Raw genomic sequence first — 18,918 nt, 5'->3', positions numbered from 1 at the left:
CAAAACGGACGCCGACGCTGGACACGACGGCGCATCCTTGAACAAGCCGCCCAACGAACCAAGAAATAACACCCAGCAGAGCGCGGACCTTCCACTCACCGCCCCACCCCCCCGCTGTGGGAGTTGAACCTCCACCGACCGGGCGCCACCACGACGGCCGGCACAGCACACGGGCCACGGAAGAAGCGCTGATGAGGAGTGCTGGCATGCGGGCCCGCGCCGAAAGACCCCGCCCGGCCCTAAAGGGATCGGGCCATGGGGTCGTAGGGCCACACCCCGCCAACCCTCCCCAACGATTCGGGCACTTTCCCAGGACAACATGCCCCACACCCTGCACATCCAAGACTCCACCCCGCAAACAGACCTTCAGATCCCAGACCCGCGCCAACGACGCGATGCCGGAGAAACCCTTTCCAGGTGCAGCGTGTACTGATTGCGCCGTCCCACACGCGGCTCAGAAAACCGCCCGTCCCACAGCGGCTACGACGGTCTGGAACGGGCGCTCGGAGATCCGGCAGGAGCCGGCCACCTGCCGCAGTGTCACGGCCGGATCACGTGCCAGAGCAAGAAGCGAACGTCGCTGACAGGAAGATCGACGACAGCTGATCCCAGCCGCCAGAAGGCCAGGCACACCCGAATCGGCGTCCGCCCCGCCGGTCAGGCGCCGGGCGGTATCTGCACCTGCACACCGAGAGCGGCCAGCCGGCCCACGGTGTATGCGCTCAGTGACTCGCGAGCGAGGTCGAGGTGGCTCAACCGGGAGTTCGCCTGACGGAGGAGGTCCTCGGGCAACGGACATCCGGCCTCAACACATGCGGTGAGGGCGGACGTCGCGTCGCTCAATGCCGCTCCGAGAGCGTGCACGTCCACCCCGTGATCGTTGGGCGTCAAGGCCTGCATCATCGAACCATCGCCCATCAACGTCCGTGCCGAACCGGCATGCGCGAACCACAGACCATCGTGAAGCGCTTCGTCGAATGCCTCGTTGACGGCCTTCCTTGCGGCCCGGCACGCTTCGGAGAAGGCCCCCGGCTCGACAGGCCGACCGTGCCACAACTCAGTCAAAGTGTCATTGAGGAGCAGCTGCCACGCGCGGGTGGTCGATCGCATGTTCTTCAGGCGGTCTGTCACGGCCGTCTGCCGAACGGCAAGCTCGGCAGCTCGCTCCCGCTCCGCCGCTGCCGCTCTCTCCCGTTCGGCGATACGCAATTCGAACTGCTGCTGACGTTGCAGGAGTTCGTCCTCGCGGCGCTGCTGCGCCCGCTCCCGCTCCTCCTGGCGCAGCAGCGCTTCACTGCGTTCCGCCGCCTGGCGCCGGTGCAGCACCAAAGGCCCCCACACCGCGCCCCCCGCCCCCACGACTGCGCCGCCGACCGCACCGATCAACGCGAACCACGCTGCTGAATCCGCCATGCAGCCGATTCTGCCCACAGCCGGCTCCCACCGGGGTCCCTTCAGGCTATGAGCAGGCACAGGCCGAGGCCTGCCGTGTCGAGACCGCCGCTTGCAGTCGTCGCACAGGAGCGGTTGGGTCTCGCGCGAGGCACCCCACCCGACGGGCTCGATGGCCTTCCACCATTCGTCGATGAACCGGGTGAACCGGGTGCCGCTGTCGGCGCACACAGACGGCGGGCTTCGATGCGCCTTGGCAAGTACTGGCGTACCGGCCGAGCTCCTGTCATGGGTGACCAGCGAGCCAGGTAGCGTTTTGCACATGACAACGGACGCAAGGCCCGGGCCGCCGACGCCCACATGCCCGCGCTGCGGCTCCGCCGAGGTACACACCGTCGAGCAGGCGCGCTCCAACAAGGGGGCCCGGGCCAACAACCTCGGTTCCCGCCTGGCCAAGGGCCCGGAGAAGAGCGGCGACGGCAGCGACGGCTGCCTGCATTTCGCCGAAGGGCTCGTCCTGAGCCTCATGCTCGGCGGCGGCCTCGCCTACACGGGCGTCGAGCAGGACAACCCGCTGTACACGGTCGGCGGCGTGGCCCTGGGGCTGCTCATCTTCGCGGTCACCATCGCGGTGGTGCGCAGCGACGGCCGGGACAAGGCCGCCGCCGAGACGTCCGGCGAGACACTGGCCAACGAGTACTGGCTGCCGGCGCACTACTGCTACACCTGCGAAGGAGTTTTCTGCCCGGATGGCACCCCGTGGCAGGGCGTACTCACCCCGGAGCAGTTCAAGAAGCTGGTCTGGCGTCAGGGCTGCTACGACCGCCAACTCCCACCCGGCGACAAAGCCAAAGACGCCGAGATTCCCCCAGGAACCCTCATCAAGGGATAAGGCGATTCGTTTGGATCACTGCTGGCGGGGAGTCTTCGCGTCCTGCGCGTAGCTGCGATGTCAGCGCCACGGTCTACGGTGCGGCCATGTCGTTTGTCCTGGGTGTAGCTCTCTTCCGGGGACGGCCCCGATGGTTTGAGCTGGGAGATCGTGGTTGCGGGTGATGGCGGCGTGGCCGGATGTCCACTGTGCGGGTGCAGGAGGCGACGCTGATGGGGTCGTTGCTCGAGGAGTTGGAGGCGCGGGAGGCGGCGGCCCGGGCCCGAGTGCCCTCGCCGCCGTCCTCGACGAGTGACGCAACCGCCGGGGCCGCACCGTGCCGGGGGCCGAGCGGGGCGGGCCGCCCACCGACTAGCATCGCCGAGTTCGTGCCACCCACCGGCCGGGCATCGCGGCACGGCGGACAGGGAGCTGACACGGCATGAGAACCAAGAGCGCAGCGGCGTGGGCGGTAGCGGTGCTGATGCTCGGCGCAGCCCTCGGCGGCTGCGCCGAGCAATCGGACAGGGGGCCGTCCGGCAGCAGCGCGAAGCCCACGAAGTCCCCCCGCGAACCGGAGAACAAGCCTGATTCACGGATCGTCGAGGACGACGAGGACCACACCGTCCTCGAACTGTCCGACGGCCGGCAGGTGTCCCTGCGCTTCACTCGCCGCGGCCTGGAGGCACAGCATCGCCACGCCTTGGACGACGCCTGGTCCACCCCGAAGACGGTCTATGAGACCGGCACCAAACCGTGCCACGGCATCAGGGCAAAGGCGTACCGGGACACCGTGTGGCTCGCGGCCGGCTTCGGCGCGTACTGCAGGGACGGCGAAGAACCGCAAGAGGTGATCGCGGCCGTCGCCACCGGGGACCTCTCCTCCTGGACCACCGATCCGACCAAGAACACCATCGCCTGGCCGAAGGCCCGCATCCGCGACGGTGGCGCCCGAGTGGACTTCGTCGATCCCAGCATGCTGGAAACCACCACGCTGACCTGGCGCAAAGGCTCCGGATTCGCCGAGGTGGTCACGGAGTACAAGCCCATCCACCCCTGGTTCGTGGGCCGGTGGCAAGCCACGGACGGCAGCCAGCAGCTGACCCTCCATCAGGTCGAGCCGGGCCAATCCGCGGGCGTGGTCATCGAGTCCCGCACCGGCCCGCGATGCAAGGGCAGTGCCACTGTCTCCGGCATCGACCAGCACGACCTGTCCCTGAGCAGCTTCACGCTCGATCAGGGCACCAGGACCCTCAACTGCCCGCCGGAGGAGACCGAGTACTCCTTCGACGTGAAGTCCTCGGACGGCCCGCTGCGCCTACGCAAGATCGGCAACCACCCGAAGACCGTCCTTACCTATGAGCGGGCGGGCTGAGGTACGACTGCGCATGAGGGACGGCGGTGTGGTCGGGTCTCTACCGTGTGGGAGAAGTACGGCAACTGGCGGAGCGTCTACAACTAGCTGCGCCGTGCGGAACTGAATCGTCCACGCGCTCCAGTTGCACCAGCGAAACCCCAACCGGCCCGAACCTGACCGAAAACACCCGACACCCACGACGCGCTCGACACACGGCGTGAGGAGCGGAGCCATGCGTCCAAGGGAGAGCGAAGCCCCCGGCCGTCACGGCGCGGTCCCCAGACAAGGGCCGGTGCGCTGACGCCCTCGGCCCGACGGCTCGCCGATCGCGCCCTGGCCCCGCCTGCCGCAGCCACACGACACCCGCACCGACAGACCCTGCTCGCCCCGGCCACTCAGCACGTTCCATCGTGCGAAACTGGGCGTGCGGGATTATGCGGCGTCCAGCACCGCCGCGGCTTCAGCCACAAAGGGCCCGATCAAACGGATGTAGGCGCGCAACGTCTCGTCAAACACGCGACGGTTGTCCTGGTCGGCGTTTTGCGCCGTAGCTGCCAGAGCGGTCGAGAGCATGCCCGACATGATCAGCAGGTTCGATGCCGCAACCTGGACCGCAGAGGGGCCCTCCAAGTCGATGAGCGTCACCACGCGGCGCAGTTGCTGATGCCGTTCCCGATGAGCGGCCAGGACCGAGGCCGACTCAGCAGCCGACAGACCATCCGCGCCCCGCAGCCCGTCGGCAACAACCTGGGCCTGCTCGATGAGAGCCAGGTAGGCAGCCCGCCGGGTCTGTCGCACGCCCTCCTGACGCTGCGCCTGCGTGGAGGCATCTACTTGGATTCGGGCCGCTCGTGCATTGCCCCTGCTGGTCAACCAACTAGCCAGCGAACTGGCCACGATCGCCGTCGCCCCCGTCAGTGCTGCGATGACCAGTGAGTTGTCCCCCATAGACAGCAGTCTCTCCGAACAGCCCCACCACAACCACCACTTCTTTGGCACAAGCGCCCCGGGGCTCCGGTCGGCTCGCCCCTACACATGCCGCCGAGGTCGGTGAAGCCCAGCGCCCGTTTCCGGGGGAACCAAGGCATCGGCGCCCGGGACCGAACGCCCGGCCCTGGGTTCAGCTCCCGCTCCTTCTCCCAGCTGCTGTCCCGGCACTGCCGCCCCCTCCGCCCCCTCTGCGATCCGTTCAGGCCGGCAGCTACCACTGACAACCGGTCAGGTGTTGTTACACGCAAACCGATCCGGGGCAGCGAAAGGTCGACCCCCGGGGACAGCCAGCCACCTGCGGCGGGTCGAGTCCACCTCGCGTTCGCTGATTGCACGCCGTGACACCGATGCACTCACCGGGCCATGTCGCCGTGCCAGGTGACCTCGCGGCAGATCAGTGGCACCGCCACGTCCCTGCGGCTCATGGAGGTACCGCACACCGCGTGATCAATCAGGTGAAGGCCTGTGCACACGAAAGAGTTCGTGGCCGCGAGAAATGGACTGCTGGAGTTGGGCACGGACATGGCCGCCTGCCCCGCCGCCGAGGCGCTCACCCCCCAGTCCACCCGGAGCGAGCCCATCGTTTCCGCCCTGTGTGGTGGGTCAACCCCCGTGTCCCGAGGGCCAGTTGGCCTCAGCATCCTTGGAAGCGACCCAATCTCCGCAGGCAGCCACACCAGGAATCTCCCTGCCATGTTCGATCTTGGGCAGAACGGCGTGTCCGGGCTCAGCTGGATCCGGCGCGCGAGATCGGCGGCAGGTGGCCCAGCCAGGCCGGTCTTCAGGTCTGTGAGGGCCCTGTCTCCGAGAGCGGACAGATCGGTCCCGTCGATGGCGCCGCACGGCTTCACGGAACTCTTCGTCCTGCTCTCCACTTCGGGTTGTCGCCTCCGAAGGTAGGGAGGGGTGACCTATCGTTGCGCTAGTTCAGCCGTGCGGGCCCGTCGGCCGGGTGAGACAAAGGGAACGTTCCGCAACACGCACCAGCCTCACCGCACGCTGCAGCGTCCCACGCGGACGCGAGGATGCAGGACTTGGATACTTCTGGCGAGGAATCAGTCCAATTTGTCCCTACGAGGGACGGCATGCAGGCGGGCGGCCGTCGCTCCCGCCAAGTGGCGGCAGATCCCAGCGCGGCCAACATCGAGAACCACGCATGCCGCCCATCTCCGCGTAGATCATCCACGCCCGACCGCGGCACCGCACCCCTCCGGTGCCAGCTGCTGCCCGCCCAGATGCGGCCACGATGCGCTGCGGGACAGGGTCGTCGAAGCAGCCGGGGCTATGCCACGCTCAGCGCGAGCGGTAGCGGTAGCGGTAGCGGTAGCGGGCGCCCAAGCGTGCCATCCACGGAGTGGTAGCGAGCAGGACCAGGCTGTAGTACTGCAGGGCCGGTACGGCGAGCGCAATCACCAAAGCCGCCACCAGCGCCACGATATTGCGCACGGCCTCGCTATAGGAGGAGGCAACCAGGGCGCGAGACTTCTGCCCGTCGTCGGTGAGCAGTTCGGAGTGCGATGTGAGCACACGCAGCATCGCCATTTGGCACACCATGCTCGCCAGGAGCGTGAGGTAGTAGAACGTGGCCGCGAACCGATCGCTCCCGAAGGAGCCGACCATCTCGGTCGGCAGGGGCAGGATCACGATGCACAGCAGCCAGCCCATGTTCCACACCGTCAGGGAACGGTTGAGCGAACCGACCGTGGAATAGACCCGGTGGTGGGCGAACCAGAACCTGGCCACCACGGCGAAGCTCAGCAGGAAGCTCCCGATCTGGTCCAGGTGGTCGAAGATGACGTCCCGGGCGTGCTCGTCTTCGGATGCGGCCTCGGGAACAAGATCGACCAAAGGCAGCACCAGCAGGGTCAGGGAGATGGCGGTCACCGCGTCGGTGAACAGCAGCAGCCGTTCGCTCGGCAGGCCCGCCGCCTCCTTCCCTGCGGGCTCGGGCGCAGCGGGCCGCGCCGGGTGCGCTCCTGTCGCGCGGGCCGCGTCGGTGTCGTCACCGGCATCGCTGGTGTCCATGAACGTACGTCCCCTTGGTAGTTGCACTGCACACGTGTCGGTGGTCTTCGAAAAGTGGACCAGTCCTGGACTTTGAGAGGTGACCCCCTTCGATGGTCTGGCTCGTTGAGTCAGACCGGGAGGATGGGTGATCGACGTGTAGGACTGGGCGGAGATCCGTCGCTTGCATCGGGCTGAGCAAATGCCGATCCGGGCGGCATGCAACGCCGCAGCGATGCCCACCGGGGCACCCTCGTGATGCAGCGCGGTCACCGCGAGCGTGGCCGGGTAGTCAAGGTCAACAATGTGCAGCACCGGTAGTTGCCCGGCGCGCTCGGCCATCCCGCGGTGTTCGAGATCGGCCTGCAAGAGGGAGAGGGCCGGCACCCACAGCCGGGTGTCGGTCTCAAAATGTGCGCGGTGGATCAGCGCGGAGACCTGCCGGTTGCCGGCCAGAGCCAGCAGGGTGGGAGTGTCGAGCACCAGGTGGTGAAGGATCACGCGGCGTCGCCGTGCGGCGGGGCCAGCGCCTCGCGCAGTTTGGCGCCCATCGCCGCGCTCTCTTCGTCCGTCACCTCAACGCCGAAGTGTTCCGCCAGATAGGCGCGGGTATGATCGGCGCGCTCGCGGCGCTCCTCGTCGGTGAGGGTGGATTCCGCGAACTCCTGCACCAAAGAGCGGATCGACATGCCGCGGGACTCGGCGAGCACCGCCAGACGGTCACGGACCTCGGCCGGCACCCTGATCATCGCATCAGACATACCACAGTATGCGTCAGCGTATACGCCCCTGTCCGGCGGGCAGCGCGCATGGGCGAATGGCCGCCACGGACGACCGCCGGCCTCGGTCCCGCCTCCCGACGGCGCGGCGGACGGCAGCCGGCAAACGCCTGTATCACCGGCGCTGCACCCGATGACGCCGAGCGCCGTTCCATCCAACCTCGTGGGCGCGCCCTGGCAGCCTGGCCGTTCCCTACCAATGCCACCAAGGCCCCGACCCGTCACCCAGAGCTCATGCGGGTGCCCCTACCGATTCGCCGGCGATCGAGCCGGCCGCGCGCAGCCAGCGCAGCACCCGCCGACCGACAGTGTTCGCGGCAAGCCGGCGCCCGAAGCCGCTGTGCCGAGGGCGCGACACCACCCCACAGCCCGAACACGACGCCGAGAGCGTTGATGCCGTACGCGCCCCGATCCCCAACAAATCGCCCTCTGCACCACTTGCCTCACCAGCACCCCGCCGAGGTGCGCAAACACGTCCTCAGCCACTCCTCACACTGACCGAGCATCCCGCCACCCATGACGGAGCGTCACTGGCGCACGGGAGCACGACCGGCTTCACACAAATCTTGACTGAGCCGCAATGCAGGCGCTGCCGACACGCGCCCCGCCCCGCACGTAGCGCCAGCCGTGCCCGCCACACCCCCAAGAGCCGGCAAACCGGCGAAGGGCGGGCCGACCTACACCACCTCACCCCGACCACAGCCCTACCACCCAGGCGTTGCGAGGTCGTGACCCTGGTCGGGGCCCCCTGGTCGGCCATCTGGTCGAACCCCGCTGGTTTCCTCAGCAGCAATCAAGGGGGCCCGGCAGACCGCCGCGGCCACGACCGAAGCGCTGATGAGGAGTGCTCGGAGGCGGGCCCGCGTCGAAAGACCGGGGCCCGGCCCTCCGGGGGACATCGCGTGATCAACCCCGCCACCGGATACTCCCTCCACCAGCCTGTGGAAGCCCTGCGCAACCAGGCGCCGGCCGCCCTCGCCCCGGCGCAGCCCACCCAACAGCCCACCCAGCACCACGGCGTGAGCAGCGAGCCCGCCACGGCGAGATCGAACGCACCCGGTACAACGCCGTCCTGCAAGAACGCCACAGTGATTCAGCCCGGCCCTTGCACCGCCGCCTTCGGAAAGGGGACTTACGCGATGAACGACTTCATCTGCGGAGCGTGCCACACACCCAACACCGGCCGAGACACCTGTCAGGCCTGCGACACCATAAGCCCCACCGCCACCCCACACGGCCAGGCCGCCACCGCCTGGGCCGACGCCCACGCCACCCGCCAAGCCCAGATTGAAGAAACCCAACGCGGCAACCACACCCTGGCCACCCACCTCGGCCACATCACCGACCTCCACCTCGACCACGCCCAGGCCCTGCAACACCCCGACCCCGACTGAAACACCACCCACAACACCCCGGACAGCCGGGGACAGCCGGGGACAGCCGGGGACAGCCGGGGACAGCTTCAGCGAACCGCACCCCGCACGCGCACCGAACCCACCATGGCGAGACAGCCGTGAGGGGCCGTCATGAGGTCATGGGGCCAAGCAATGCTGTCCCCCCTCCCCCACCTACCCCCTACAACTCGGGCGCTTTCCCAGGACAACAGGCACCGCACCCTGCACATCCAAGACACCACCCCGCTGACACACTTTCAAATCGCAGGCGCACGCCAAAGAGTGAAGCTGAAGCTGACATCGAGACATCACCACCGCGATCACTCGATACGCCCCTCACCCGACACCCCCAGGACCGACGATCCAGGGCCACATGGCCGACAGAGGCAGCACGACTCCACGCCCTATGGCACACACGAAGCGATGAGCAACCTGCACGTCCCAACCGCCTCGCAGGATGACCGCCCAGCCACGGGGGTGACGTACACGCCCCGGCGATACCACCAACCCAGCCAAAGCCAAGCACCCCTTCGCCTCTTGTGGATCTTGATGCGGAGGAGCCCACATGCTGCCTGTTCGCACCTCTATTGGCGAGGTGGACGAAGCCGAAGTCAGTGGCCAGGTGTGGAGGGCCGAGGTACGCTCCCGCCCGACGGCCGAGCAAGATCGGAACGCCTTGGCACGACTCGTAGAGGTGGACGCGGACTCCTTCGAAGTCGAGTTGTGAGCACGCGGCGGACCCCCAAGTGCTTTCGATTGACCGCGCCCAAAGGTCGCGGGCCGGGCAGCACGCCAGGCATGTACGGCGGCTTCAAGACCGCCAACAGCGCCAAGGCAGTTGAGCAGCAGCCCTCCACTTATCTGATCGCCGACCAGGGAGGGCGCTGACAGACGCCCCGCGGGCACGCGGCGAGCCGTCACTGCCCGCCCAGGCACCCCGGCAGAACGGCTGGTGCCGCGATTTCCGGCAGGTGCGCGCGCAGCGGCAGGACGGACCGTGGTGGGGGGTCAGCGGCGAGCGGCGGCCGCGGTGGCGGAGAGCAGGAGACGAAAGCCCTCTTCGTCCTTCAGGCCAAACTCGCGGACCATGGTGCACAGGTTGGCCAGGATCACCGGATGCTCGCACTCCTGGGCGACTGCGGTGAACTGTGCGAGCGGAACGTACTGGTAGGCGTTGCCGAAGCGGTTGAGCGTGGCCATCAAAACCAACTGCACCGCGATGAGGCGGTCGAAGCGGAACCGGTCGGCTTCCCGGCGGCAGGCTTCACCGTCTGCTCAGAGCGGTCCGTGACCGGGGCGGCAACGGCACGCTGCGGGGCCGGCCGCGGAGCCTTCCACTGGCCGAGCGGGTCCTGGTCGTGGCCGTGTACTACCGCACGAACCTGACCATGCGGCAGCCGGCGCCGCTCTTCGGAGTCTTGTCTTCGACCGTGTGCCAAGTGATTCAGAAGCTGGGGCCGCTGCTGGCTCTGGAACCGGTGTCCCGGCCGGCGCATCGGGGCCTCCTCGCGGAACTACCGGTTCTCGGTGAACGTGCAGGTCGTCGTGGACGCGGGGACCCGACTTGTGATCGCAGCCGCCCGGCCCGTGCCGGGCACCACCGCGGACGCGCACGCCTGGCGGGCCTCCGGGCTGGCCGAGTTCTGCCAGGGCGTGACCGTGCTGGGCGACGGCGCCTACCTCAACTTCAACATGGCGGTGCCCCACCGCAAACGCCCGCGCCGCCCCTTGTTGGCGGGCGAGGAAGCCGGCAACGCCGCCCACCGCACGGTCCGCGCCCGGGTGGAGCATGTGATCGGCCGGGTGAAGAACTACAAGATCCTCCGCGACTGCCGACAGCACGGCGACGGCCTCCACCACGCCGTCCAGGCCGTCGCCCACATGCACAACCTCGCGTACGCGTCATGACCAGAAGACCGCCAGCACGGGTCCCGACCTGCCCCAACGCAGCCTTGGGCAACACCCTTTAGCCAGAGCCCCTACTCAGGCACATAAGGCCCCGCCGGGTTCGACGGGGCCCACGTCTTTCTCCTATGCAACCTGGCGGAAGAGCGCCCCAGGGCAGCAGGGAATACTTCTTCGAGATAGTTCGACTTCAGCAAGGGGACCCTTACGTGACCGTAGAGATATCCCGGCATCATCTGTCGCCGCAACCTGACCCCGAGCAGTTGGCGCGGAGCCTCGGCGCTCACTTGGTGGACGGCATCAATCACCTTGCAGACTCCGCCGGTTCCGCGAGCTTGATCGACTCACACTTCGACACCGGACTCCTGGTGTTGCGCGCTCGCTGCGTCGTCGACCCCCGAGCGGCAACGTTGGAAACATGGGACGCCACGGTCAATGCGATGCAACTGGGCTCAGCCCTGTTCGCCATGACGACAACGGATGAGGGCATAGTCGAGTGCCGCATCAACCGGAAGCTGCGGACGCTTCCAGCCGTGGGCCCGATGCCGACCGCCGATGCGGGAAGCTGGCTGACGGCATTCTGGCTTGCTGTCATCTGCCGTGATCAGCCGCGGATGACGCAACTGTGCGAGATCCACCTGGAGCGACTGCGCGCACGCGAGGGAAAGTACGACGAGTACATCTATCACTGGATAGACACCCTGCAGACATACTGGTTGCGCCGGCCTGGGCTGGTGGAGAAACTCACCGCCACGTTCGAGGCGTCGGATCCTGCCGCTGCGCGCATCGCCCCGCGCGATCTCTTGGATGGCCTGCTCTACCCACCGATCAATCTCTTCTACCATTTTGTACGCAAGGATGAGGAGGGCTTCAGCCCCGCCCTTCTGGAAGCCCTACAGCTGCACAAGGCTTACTGGACGCTGAACGATGCGCGGAAAGCGGACATTGATGGAAGCCTCGCCCTGGGGCCGCTGGCCATCGCCTGCCTCGCCTACGACGGAGGAATGTGGATCGACGTCGAATCGGAATACTTGCCCAAGCACCTGCTGCAGCGCGGTTGGGTGGGCGAGTTCCCCACGTGACGTCGATCGGTCGCAAAGCCTCTGCTCATCAACACCCCGTCGACAGTGAACCGGCCGCCGCCAAGGACGAACCCGAAGCGGCTCCTGCAGCAGGCAGCCGACCAGCGTTCACTGGGCGATCTCCGCGTCTCTCGCGCGGTCTTGACCCGGTGCTTCGAGCACCTCAGTGTCAGTCAGTGGCGGCTATGGCCGTTCAGGCGCAGCCGCCGAAGGCACGGCAACACTACTCACGATCACGAGCAGCACCTGGACTTGGTGCTACGCGGCTTCGGTTCCAGGTTCGGCTCCGGGTGCGCCTGTCCCGACGCGGGAGAACCGCTGTACCCACGTGGTGGCTTGGATCAGGTGCTCAACCTGCAATCCGGCGTTGCCGTCGTCGGCTTGGGATCGGTCGTCGATGACGATGTGCACGGGTGTGCCCTCGCGGCACGTCGGGGCCTGCCGGTGACGGCCCGCACGGCGTCGGTGATCCTGCCGTGAAGGTGCTGGGGGATCGCCCGCGTCACCTCCCTGTCCCCAGCCCCGGCGACGCGGCCCAGGCTGGCGACGGCGGCCACCAACGGTGCCCGCGCTTCCAGGCAGCAGACTCAACCTCACGGCCTTCGTCTAATCCGGTGCACCTTGGTCGGAGCACAGGATCAGACGAAGAACGTTCCAGCGCCCGGCGAACGCCAAGCTCAAAGAGCGTGGAGTCAGCCGACGATGGAGAAAAAGATCGTGTCCTGTGTGTACCAGTCGACGTCCTGCATGTCCCGCCAGTTCTCGTGCTCGAAGTCCAGCATCTCGATGAGCTCTTTAAGGTCGTACCGGAAATCGGCGTCGATCCGATCGATGACCGCGCGATACGCGTCGGCCGCGGGCTTAGCCTTAGCCAGCGGCCAGCGGCCAGAGGCCGATCTCCGGGGATCCGTCGAGGGGGCCGGGGATGGAGAAGGGGATCCCGGCGGGTGGCCCTGAATACAGGAAGTCGAAGGGCAGCAGGTCGCGGGCGACGCCCGCCCGGGACAGTTCGGTGTCCAGCAGGCCGAAGAAGGTGGATGGGCTGGAGTAGCTGCCCAAGGTGCTGGAATCGGAACCGTTCATGTCAATGATCTTCTGCAGGGCGGTGTAGTAGGCATTGCCCGCGCAGTCGGCCTGCAGAAGCGGCCCACCCTGCTATCAGATGATCCAGCGCGTCGGGGATCGTCAGGCCCCAGTCGACGCCTTGCCGGTCGAGGCTACGCTGCTTGGCCTCAGCGGCCTCTCGGATGTAGCCGAGGATGCGCTGCTGGTCCGCGGTGAGCTGATCGGCAGCGCCCAGGAAGGCGACGACGTCGGCCTGGTCAGCGGGGTTGAAGTTGATGACTTTACTCATAGAGATCATCTTGCCAAGCCGCACTGACAACCCCCACGGAAAGGTCCAACACCGCAGCGCAGGTTCGGATTTTCGCGGTAGAAGCCCGCCCGGGCCACGCACAGCCGAACCACTTCCGCCGGTTGCGTGGAGAGATGAGACGCGGCGGTGTTCTTGACTGGTGCCTGGCAGCACTAGGAATTGGCTGGCCACGGGCGTGGGGCTGGGGTTGTATGGCGCCGTGAACGACGCCTTCTCCTGGACGCCTGCGCATCACGCGGTGGAGCACGAAGATGCCGAGGCTCTTGCACATTTGCTTGTGGATGGCGTCGATCCCGACGAGGTCTTTGGAGGGGCGACGCTGCTCACGCATGCGCTCGACGTGGAAGGTGACGGGGCCCTGCAGACGGGCAAGCGTCTGACGGTGCACACCACCGCGATCCTGCTCGCCTTCGGCGCCGATCCACAACTGCGTGATCCCTACGGGGACAGCCCGCTAGACGTCGCGCAGCAGTATGACCATCAGCCTGCGATCAAGCTGCTTGCAGAGCACATCGAGCGGCGCACCGGCGACAGCAGATGAGGGTGCCGGCAATCCCGGCGAAGGCCAGGAAGTGCTTGGGCTTGCGCTCGTAGCGGTGGTGCAGGCGCCTGTATCCGTTGCACCACGACAGCGTTGACGACCTGGGTTCTACGCGTAGGGGTTGAGGGGGGTTACCCCGGTTCCGGAGTACAGCTGGGGGTCGGTGGTGATCACGTGGAGTGTTTTGCCCTGGGACCGTGCTTGCCAGTGCAGGGCGGCCGGGTGCACGACGGCCCAGGGCACGGTGGAGGGCCAGGCCAGAGAGTCTCGAAGGTGCGCGGTCTCGAAGGGCGCGATCGTCATGAAGGGTCGAGAGGCCGCGTGCGTTCCGGCTCCCGGTGTTGCGCGCTCGGCGGTCAGGATCGACAGGGCCGGGGCGATGACTTGGCCGCGGCGGTGCGCGGCTTCCACGTACAGGCCGGTGAAAAACTCCTCTCCGTTGAAGAGGCCGGTCAGCGCGGTGTGATCCAGGACAACTGTGAGGTTCACGCGGCGTCGTACCAACCACGCAGTCAGAAACAGTTAAACTGGCCCGTTCTGCCCATGCGTCCGCAACGGAGTCCCCGGCAATGGTCTTGGCCCCCTACCGTCTCATTTGGCTGGCCCTACGGGTCGAAGCATCCCCGGCGGAGAACGCGGCGTTCACCGAACACTTCCGCACAGCTCTCGCACCCCACGGCGAGGTCGCCGTGCACGCTCGGGGACCCTTCAACCGCACCCCGCAGATCCAGCACTTCGATATCGACCTGACGCCCCGCACACCCACCTCCGCATGCCTGCAGACACTCGGCTTCGACTGGGGCGAACACGGCTGGGAACGGCCGGCCGACGGCAAAGGCTTCCTGCACCCCGCCGTACACAGCGCCCAGTCCGGCGAAATGGAGGCGGCCACCGCCCCACAATTCAAGACGGGAGACGTCGTGAGGGTGCGCGACTCCTTGGACGCCCGCGCACTGGGGTTGGTTGATGCAGAGGTGATCGTCGGGTTCCCCGACTACGACACCGACACCAAACCCCAGTGCAGGACGTGGCGCTACTGCGTACACGTCGAAGGACAGGACGAGACGGAAGACCTCGCCGAAGGCGATCTCGAGCCAACCGGCCGCCACCTACAGCTCTACAGTGACCACATCAGCATCACAAGCGACGGCGTAGTGACGGGACCATCCAGCACCACCTGACCCTCGCGGCATCCAGCCCGCACGGCGGCTGCAGATGCTCAATGCCCTCCGCAACGGCACCCACCCCTAAAAGCATTCCTGTCAGAACCTGCCGAGGAACCTGCCTCGAGGGTTCAAAGACACGTGGTGAGGTTCACTCACGCCACCTGAACTGCGGGCGCTGGGTCGGGAGGCGGCGGCTGCTGGGCGGGCGGCCGGGTGAGCCCGCGCATCCTAGGCTTGATCGTGGCGCGGGCGAGCCCGCCTCGAAGTGCTTGGGCTTGATCCGCTCCCTCAGCCGAGCCGAGACCGCGCGCCTATGCAGCGTCGCTGTTTCCCAGTCGGCCCCGGGGTGGGAGGACTGGAACTTCAGCCCCGGCAGCTGGGAAGACGATCCACGTACCCCGGAGGAGTGCCAGAGGCTGACGGACAAAGAGAACCCTCCACGTGGCAATCGAGAGTTCATGACCACGCTCATCGACGGCTTGGAGATGGCCGACGATCCGCGCGCAGAACAGTAGGCAGCACATGTGAGGGGCCCTCCCGGTCTCCCGCCGGGAGGCCGGGAGGTGTTGGAAGAAGCCCAGCACCTGCGACCCCCTCCACACCTGGGTAGAGGCACAGATCAGGGGGTGGCGAACCTGACGGCGTCCGCGTCAACGATGCGGGCGCCCATGTTGCTCTCCATCATGCGCAGGGCGGCGTCGGCCAGATCCGGGTAAATGTGGGCCACCGCGTCACGGGGGACAGTGACCTTGAGGTGACGGATGTGCGCGTCCAGGGCGGAATACAGGACGCACTGCTCGGTCACCTGACCACACAGGACTACGTGATCGACGTTCTGCTGGGTGAGGAGGTAGTGGAGCGGGGTCTCGTAGAAGATGGAATGCCGCGCCTTGATGACGAACTGTGACTTCTCGTCCGGCGCGAGCGGACGCACGAGTCCAGCGTGCGGGCCTTCAAGCGCCGTTTGCAGGATTTCTCCGTGGTGGGACCGCCACTCGCCGAAATTGTCGTTGGCGTAGATGACCCGGACTCCGTGACTGCGAGTCCGTTCGACGAGCCGCACAAGGGCGGGGAGAGCAGCTTCGACCGAGGGGAGGAGAAGGTGGGCGTCGTCGTGCTCATAGGTGTTGATCATGTCGATGACGACAAGTGCGCTCTCTGTCATACCTCCACCTTGGCTCCTTCGTGCGCCCGCCGCGTCCGCAGCCTGGACACGACGACGGCCGAGACCGGCGCGCAAACCGTCCCTCTCCTGGCATGGCAGCGCCGGACGAGCGCCCGGCACCGCTCGCGGACATGGCGTCCGCTCACCGACGAGGACCGCCGGACACTGACGCGCTCGCCGGTCCCGCACCCGCCGCCCAGCTCTACGTCTATGGGTGCCACGGCCCGGGCCGGCGTGATGGAGGCGGTCTGATCCTCTCGGGGCGCCCGCACCTGCCGAGGCGACGCCCCTGGTTGGTGTAGATGTCGCGTCCGGGGCTGTCGGCCTGCACAGCGCTGGTCTCGACCACAAGTGGCGGTGATGGTTGCGGTCGGCTGCGGTGGCCGACAGGGCGACAGCGGAGACGACCGCGGTTCCCGGGAACACGTCCCCAGCCCAAGCGCTGCTCGACCGGCGCGTCGCCAACAAGGCGGTCCTGGAAATAAAACCGCCGACGGCCAGCTGACCTACTACAGCCAGGCAGCACGCCCGAAAGGGCACAGCGCCCCACTCTCGCGATCCGGGGCCTGGCACGCCCTACCGGTCACTGCAGCCTCTCATCCGGCCCGTTGCCACCGGACGGCCCCGCGACCCACCCAGCAGACGCAGTCCCCACGCCTACCGGCCGATCCCCCGCACCGGTTCAGGGAGAGACGTCGAGGACGCGCACGCCTGCTCCGTCCCAGTCCTGCGGTGTGGTGGTGACGACACGGGCGCCGTCCGGGCGCTCCGGGCCGGGCTGCGCTACGTGCCGGGTGTGGGACCAGCCCAGGGAACGGGACCGGCCGGAGGCCGCGAGGACGGCTGCCAGGTCCAGAGGGTGGAAGGTGATCTGCTCGAGCATGGCGAGGTGGCCGGCGACTCCGGCGCGGCCGCGGTCGGCATCCGCGAGAGCGGCCAGAGCGACATGAACATGCCATCCGTCCATGGCAGCGGACTGGTGCAGGATCCGCGACACCAGCACGTTGCCCGAACCCAGGGCAAGCAGGGCGCTCTCATCCAAGACCACGTCGACCGCACGGGCGGTAGGGGCAGAGCTCATGCGATGTCGCCGAGGCGGCGCGCCAGCTCCGCATCGGCCTCACGGTCCCGTTCCGGGGACGGCGTGTAGCCCGACATCTCCCGCAGGAGGGCCAGCGTGCGCTCGGTGCGCTCGGCTCGCTCGCTCGCGGTCGGGGTGTGTGCGGCGAAATCGCTGACCAGCTGCGCGATGCTGGTGCCCTTCTCCGCGGCCAGGACGGCAAGCCTGTCCCGGACGGTGTCCTCGACCTTGATCGTCGTGTGCGCCATGACACGAGAATACATCAGGTATACCTCCGGAGTGAGCGGCGTTTGCGCAGCCGTCGTGGAAGTTTTCCCCGGTCCGTTCCGTGACGTTCCTGCCGGGAAAGCACGCACGGCAACCACAGCCGCCACCGGCCCCGCCAGGGCCCCGGCGGGGCCGGCCGTCGGGTGCACTGCTCAGGCCCACCACCTGAGCGCAGTTCCTCGTTCCTCGCCAAGGAGCCTTACCCCTGCGACCTCCCCCACGGCGGTACATTCCTCTGCCCCTCCGGCCCGGGCAAGGCCGGTGCCCGGAGAGGGGGCAGCCGCGAAAACATGAGCGCGCACGTTGTGCGACAGCCTTCCTCACCCCAGCCCGGAAATGCGAGCACGCGGTAAAGCTGCGGAAAGGCAGGTGTCGGTGTGGCCCCAGGCCACATGACCGCGGCGGGGCGCTGGGAGTCTTCGGCGTCTTCGAGGACGAGGCGGGCTTCGGGATGACCGCGTCGCGGGCCCGCACCTGGGGACGGCGCGGGCAGACGCCGACGGTGCGGCTACGCGGCCGGTCCTGGCAGCGCTACGCGATCGCCGCCTTGTGCTGCTACCGGCCGGGCAATCCCTCCCCCTGATCTACCGGCCCCGCCACCACCACAAGCACCACGCGTCAAGCAGCAGTTGAGCGCTTACCGGTGAGCCCACCATGCGGGACGGTTCGGTGCGCCTGGCCGACGCAACAAGGCCGCCGAGATGGAGGGCACGCACGCGTACAACCCCGCCTTCTCCACGCCCGACTACACCCCGCCCGAGCTGCTCTGGTCCGATATCGGCGAACGCGGCCGCCAGATCCGTCCCGGCGGCCGACATCTGGGCCTTCGGCGTACTCTCCCATGTCGTGCTCACCGGCTCCCGGCCGCTGCAGGGCTCCACCCCCTCCGCCCGCCGGGACACGGCGGTGCGCTACGCGCTGGGCCATGACGAGTTGCGCCTCTCCTCCGAACTCCCCTTCCCCTGGTGGCAGATCATCGCGGACTGCCTGGCCCGCACGCACCGGGAGCGCGCCGTCTACGACGCGGCGTCACTGCTGCGCAGGGTGGAGTCGGCGGCGGGCACGGCCCGCTCGTCCCGGTCACACCCGCTGCCTCGGCGATGGCGCTGGGCCGCGACGGCGGCGGCCGGCTTGCGGCGCTCGGCCTCGGGGTGAACAACACCCAGCGGGGGGCGGGCGAGACCGCCGCGGGCGCCGTGGGCTATGACTGGTGCGACAGTGCTGCACCCCAATGCAGTCGACCAACCTCCCCGGTCCTCGGCCGGCCCAATCCGCGGTATCGGTTTCTGGCCCTGACGCTATCGACGTGCGTAGCAACAGATCGGCGAGCGGCGTAAGCACCGGCTGCAGCGAGGCCGGCGGGTCCACGGTGGTGGCATCGTCGACGTCCACAGATCTCCGTACTGGGGTCCGGACATGCCGGGGACGGTGGCCTCCGCATCTGGGAACTCATAACGCAAGCATCGGTCCAGTCGGGCCGCCATCTCGCGCGCGGCCTCGGAACCCGGTCCATCGCCCTGCCCGAACAGCCACGGTGTGTACCTCACCG

18 protein-coding genes and 2 pseudogenes are annotated in these 18,918 nt (G+C 67.7%); 9 read left to right on the top strand and 11 right to left on the bottom strand.

Annotated elements, in window-relative coordinates; genetic code table 11:
- Positions 1 to 657: 657 nt before the first annotated feature.
- Positions 658 to 1,413, bottom strand: coding sequence for a hypothetical protein (locus tag AB0I66_RS42770; RefSeq protein ID WP_363213520.1), 756 nt, complete (start codon positions 1,411 to 1,413; stop codon positions 658 to 660).
- Between the two features lie 301 nt (positions 1,414 to 1,714).
- Here AB0I66_RS42770 and AB0I66_RS42765 point away from each other — a divergent pair, with 301 nt between their 5' ends.
- Positions 1,715 to 2,284: a hypothetical protein gene (locus AB0I66_RS42765; protein ID WP_363213519.1), complete on the top strand. Its 570-nt coding sequence runs from the start codon at positions 1,715 to 1,717 to the stop codon at positions 2,282 to 2,284.
- Positions 2,285 to 2,705: 421 nt separating this feature from the next.
- Positions 2,706 to 3,638: a hypothetical protein gene (locus tag AB0I66_RS42760; protein ID WP_363213518.1), complete on the top strand. Its 933-nt coding sequence runs from the start codon at positions 2,706 to 2,708 to the stop codon at positions 3,636 to 3,638.
- A gap of 414 nt (positions 3,639 to 4,052) precedes the next feature.
- Here AB0I66_RS42760 and AB0I66_RS42755 read toward each other — a convergent pair whose 3' ends face one another.
- The 3 genes from AB0I66_RS42755 to AB0I66_RS42745 all read right to left on the bottom strand — a co-directional run bounded on the left by AB0I66_RS42755 (position 4,053) and on the right by AB0I66_RS42745 (position 7,375).
- Complete coding sequence (locus tag AB0I66_RS42755; protein ID WP_363213517.1) at positions 4,053 to 4,568, bottom strand: hypothetical protein; 516 nt, start codon at positions 4,566 to 4,568, stop codon at positions 4,053 to 4,055.
- Between the two features lie 1,335 nt (positions 4,569 to 5,903).
- Positions 5,904 to 7,115 carry a TMEM175 family protein gene (locus AB0I66_RS42750; protein ID WP_363213516.1) on the bottom strand — a complete coding sequence of 404 codons (1,212 nt, stop codon included), beginning with the start codon at positions 7,113 to 7,115 and terminating at the stop codon, positions 5,904 to 5,906.
- Positions 7,112 to 7,375 carry a hypothetical protein gene (locus AB0I66_RS42745; protein ID WP_363213515.1) on the bottom strand — a complete coding sequence of 88 codons (264 nt, stop codon included), beginning with the start codon at positions 7,373 to 7,375 and terminating at the stop codon, positions 7,112 to 7,114. The genes AB0I66_RS42750 and AB0I66_RS42745 overlap by 4 nt, the downstream gene beginning before the upstream one ends.
- A gap of 1,157 nt (positions 7,376 to 8,532) precedes the next feature.
- Between AB0I66_RS42745 and AB0I66_RS42740 the strand changes: the two genes are divergently transcribed.
- On the top strand, positions 8,533 to 8,787 hold the full coding sequence (locus AB0I66_RS42740) for a hypothetical protein (protein ID WP_363213514.1): 255 nt from the start codon (positions 8,533 to 8,535) through the stop codon (positions 8,785 to 8,787).
- A gap of 1,008 nt (positions 8,788 to 9,795) precedes the next feature.
- On the opposite strand, the gene AB0I66_RS42735 is transcribed toward AB0I66_RS42740, so the two are convergent.
- On the bottom strand, positions 9,796 to 9,987 hold the full coding sequence (locus AB0I66_RS42735; protein WP_363213513.1) for a hypothetical protein: 192 nt from the start codon (positions 9,985 to 9,987) through the stop codon (positions 9,796 to 9,798).
- A gap of 38 nt (positions 9,988 to 10,025) precedes the next feature.
- On the opposite strand from AB0I66_RS42735, the pseudogene AB0I66_RS42730 reads away from it, so the two are divergent.
- The 3 genes and pseudogenes from AB0I66_RS42730 to AB0I66_RS42720 form a co-directional block, all read left to right on the top strand.
- Positions 10,026 to 10,695: pseudogene (locus AB0I66_RS42730) on the top strand (transposase family protein); the annotation flags it as partial.
- Between the two features lie 206 nt (positions 10,696 to 10,901).
- Positions 10,902 to 11,774, top strand: a complete 873-nt coding sequence (locus tag AB0I66_RS42725) for an immunity 49 family protein (RefSeq protein WP_363213512.1) — start codon at positions 10,902 to 10,904, stop codon at positions 11,772 to 11,774.
- A gap of 336 nt (positions 11,775 to 12,110) precedes the next feature.
- Entirely contained in the window at positions 12,111 to 12,254 is a 144-nt protein-coding gene (locus AB0I66_RS42720; protein WP_363213511.1) for a hypothetical protein, read from the top strand.
- Between the two features lie 387 nt (positions 12,255 to 12,641).
- Here the strand turns inward: AB0I66_RS42720 and AB0I66_RS42715 are convergent, their stop codons facing one another.
- Together AB0I66_RS42715 and AB0I66_RS42710 are read right to left on the bottom strand one after the other, a co-directional pair.
- Positions 12,642 to 12,857: a hypothetical protein gene (locus AB0I66_RS42715; RefSeq protein WP_363213510.1), complete on the bottom strand. Its 216-nt coding sequence runs from the start codon at positions 12,855 to 12,857 to the stop codon at positions 12,642 to 12,644.
- Between the two features lies 1 nt (position 12,858).
- On the bottom strand, positions 12,859 to 13,128 hold the full coding sequence (locus AB0I66_RS42710) for a hypothetical protein (protein ID WP_363213509.1): 270 nt from the start codon (positions 13,126 to 13,128) through the stop codon (positions 12,859 to 12,861).
- Between the two features lie 220 nt (positions 13,129 to 13,348).
- On the opposite strand from AB0I66_RS42710, the gene AB0I66_RS42705 reads away from it, so the two are divergent.
- A complete protein-coding gene (locus AB0I66_RS42705) occupies positions 13,349 to 13,690 on the top strand; it encodes an ankyrin repeat domain-containing protein (RefSeq protein WP_363213508.1) in 342 nt (113 codons plus the stop codon).
- Between the two features lie 108 nt (positions 13,691 to 13,798).
- On the opposite strand, the gene AB0I66_RS42700 is transcribed toward AB0I66_RS42705, so the two are convergent.
- Complete coding sequence (locus tag AB0I66_RS42700) at positions 13,799 to 14,179, bottom strand: hypothetical protein (protein WP_363213507.1); 381 nt, start codon at positions 14,177 to 14,179, stop codon at positions 13,799 to 13,801.
- Positions 14,180 to 14,259: 80 nt separating this feature from the next.
- On the opposite strand from AB0I66_RS42700, the gene AB0I66_RS42695 reads away from it, so the two are divergent.
- On the top strand, positions 14,260 to 14,871 hold the full coding sequence (locus AB0I66_RS42695; protein ID WP_363213506.1) for a hypothetical protein: 612 nt from the start codon (positions 14,260 to 14,262) through the stop codon (positions 14,869 to 14,871).
- A 604-nt stretch (positions 14,872 to 15,475) separates the two neighbouring features.
- Here AB0I66_RS42695 and AB0I66_RS42690 read toward each other — a convergent pair.
- The 3 genes from AB0I66_RS42690 to AB0I66_RS42680 form a co-directional block, all read right to left on the bottom strand.
- A complete protein-coding gene (locus tag AB0I66_RS42690; RefSeq protein WP_363213505.1) occupies positions 15,476 to 16,021 on the bottom strand; it encodes an isochorismatase family cysteine hydrolase in 546 nt (181 codons plus the stop codon).
- A gap of 682 nt (positions 16,022 to 16,703) precedes the next feature.
- Positions 16,704 to 17,102 (bottom strand): hypothetical protein, encoded by a 399-nt coding sequence (locus AB0I66_RS42685; protein ID WP_363213504.1) that lies wholly within the window; start codon positions 17,100 to 17,102, stop codon positions 16,704 to 16,706.
- Positions 17,099 to 17,350: a hypothetical protein gene (locus AB0I66_RS42680; protein WP_363213503.1), complete on the bottom strand. Its 252-nt coding sequence runs from the start codon at positions 17,348 to 17,350 to the stop codon at positions 17,099 to 17,101. Before AB0I66_RS42680 ends, AB0I66_RS42685 begins: the two co-directional genes overlap by 4 nt.
- Positions 17,351 to 18,023: 673 nt before the next feature.
- On the opposite strand from AB0I66_RS42680, the pseudogene AB0I66_RS42675 reads away from it, so the two are divergent.
- Positions 18,024 to 18,449 (top strand): annotated as a pseudogene (locus AB0I66_RS42675) (protein kinase); the annotation flags it as partial.
- Positions 18,450 to 18,918: the final 469 nt, after the last annotated feature.

Source organism: Streptomyces sp. NPDC050439, assembly GCF_040655335.1.
Taxonomy (GTDB): Bacteria; Actinomycetota; Actinomycetes; order Streptomycetales; family Streptomycetaceae; genus Streptomyces.
This window is presented reverse-complemented; position numbering and strand designations above follow the sequence as displayed.

Coding starts and splice junctions, on each gene's coding strand:
- AB0I66_RS42770 (WP_363213520.1), bottom strand. CDS start 1,413: ATGGCGGATTCAGCAGCGTGGTTCGCGTTGATCGGTGCGGTCGGCGGC.
- AB0I66_RS42685 (WP_363213504.1), bottom strand. CDS start 17,102: ATGAGCTCTGCCCCTACCGCCCGTGCGGTCGACGTGGTCTTGGATGAG.
- AB0I66_RS42690 (WP_363213505.1), bottom strand. CDS start 16,021: ATGACAGAGAGCGCACTTGTCGTCATCGACATGATCAACACCTATGAG.
- AB0I66_RS42765 (WP_363213519.1), top strand. CDS start 1,715: ATGACAACGGACGCAAGGCCCGGGCCGCCGACGCCCACATGCCCGCGC.
- AB0I66_RS42695 (WP_363213506.1), top strand. CDS start 14,260: ATGGTCTTGGCCCCCTACCGTCTCATTTGGCTGGCCCTACGGGTCGAA.
- AB0I66_RS42755 (WP_363213517.1), bottom strand. CDS start 4,568: ATGGGGGACAACTCACTGGTCATCGCAGCACTGACGGGGGCGACGGCG.
- AB0I66_RS42710 (WP_363213509.1), bottom strand. CDS start 13,128: ATGAGTAAAGTCATCAACTTCAACCCCGCTGACCAGGCCGACGTCGTC.
- AB0I66_RS42760 (WP_363213518.1), top strand. CDS start 2,706: ATGAGAACCAAGAGCGCAGCGGCGTGGGCGGTAGCGGTGCTGATGCTC.
- AB0I66_RS42745 (WP_363213515.1), bottom strand. CDS start 7,375: ATGTCTGATGCGATGATCAGGGTGCCGGCCGAGGTCCGTGACCGTCTG.
- AB0I66_RS42680 (WP_363213503.1), bottom strand. CDS start 17,350: ATGGCGCACACGACGATCAAGGTCGAGGACACCGTCCGGGACAGGCTT.
- AB0I66_RS42735 (WP_363213513.1), bottom strand. CDS start 9,987: ATGGCCACGCTCAACCGCTTCGGCAACGCCTACCAGTACGTTCCGCTC.
- AB0I66_RS42740 (WP_363213514.1), top strand. CDS start 8,533: ATGAACGACTTCATCTGCGGAGCGTGCCACACACCCAACACCGGCCGA.
- AB0I66_RS42715 (WP_363213510.1), bottom strand. CDS start 12,857: ATGAACGGTTCCGATTCCAGCACCTTGGGCAGCTACTCCAGCCCATCC.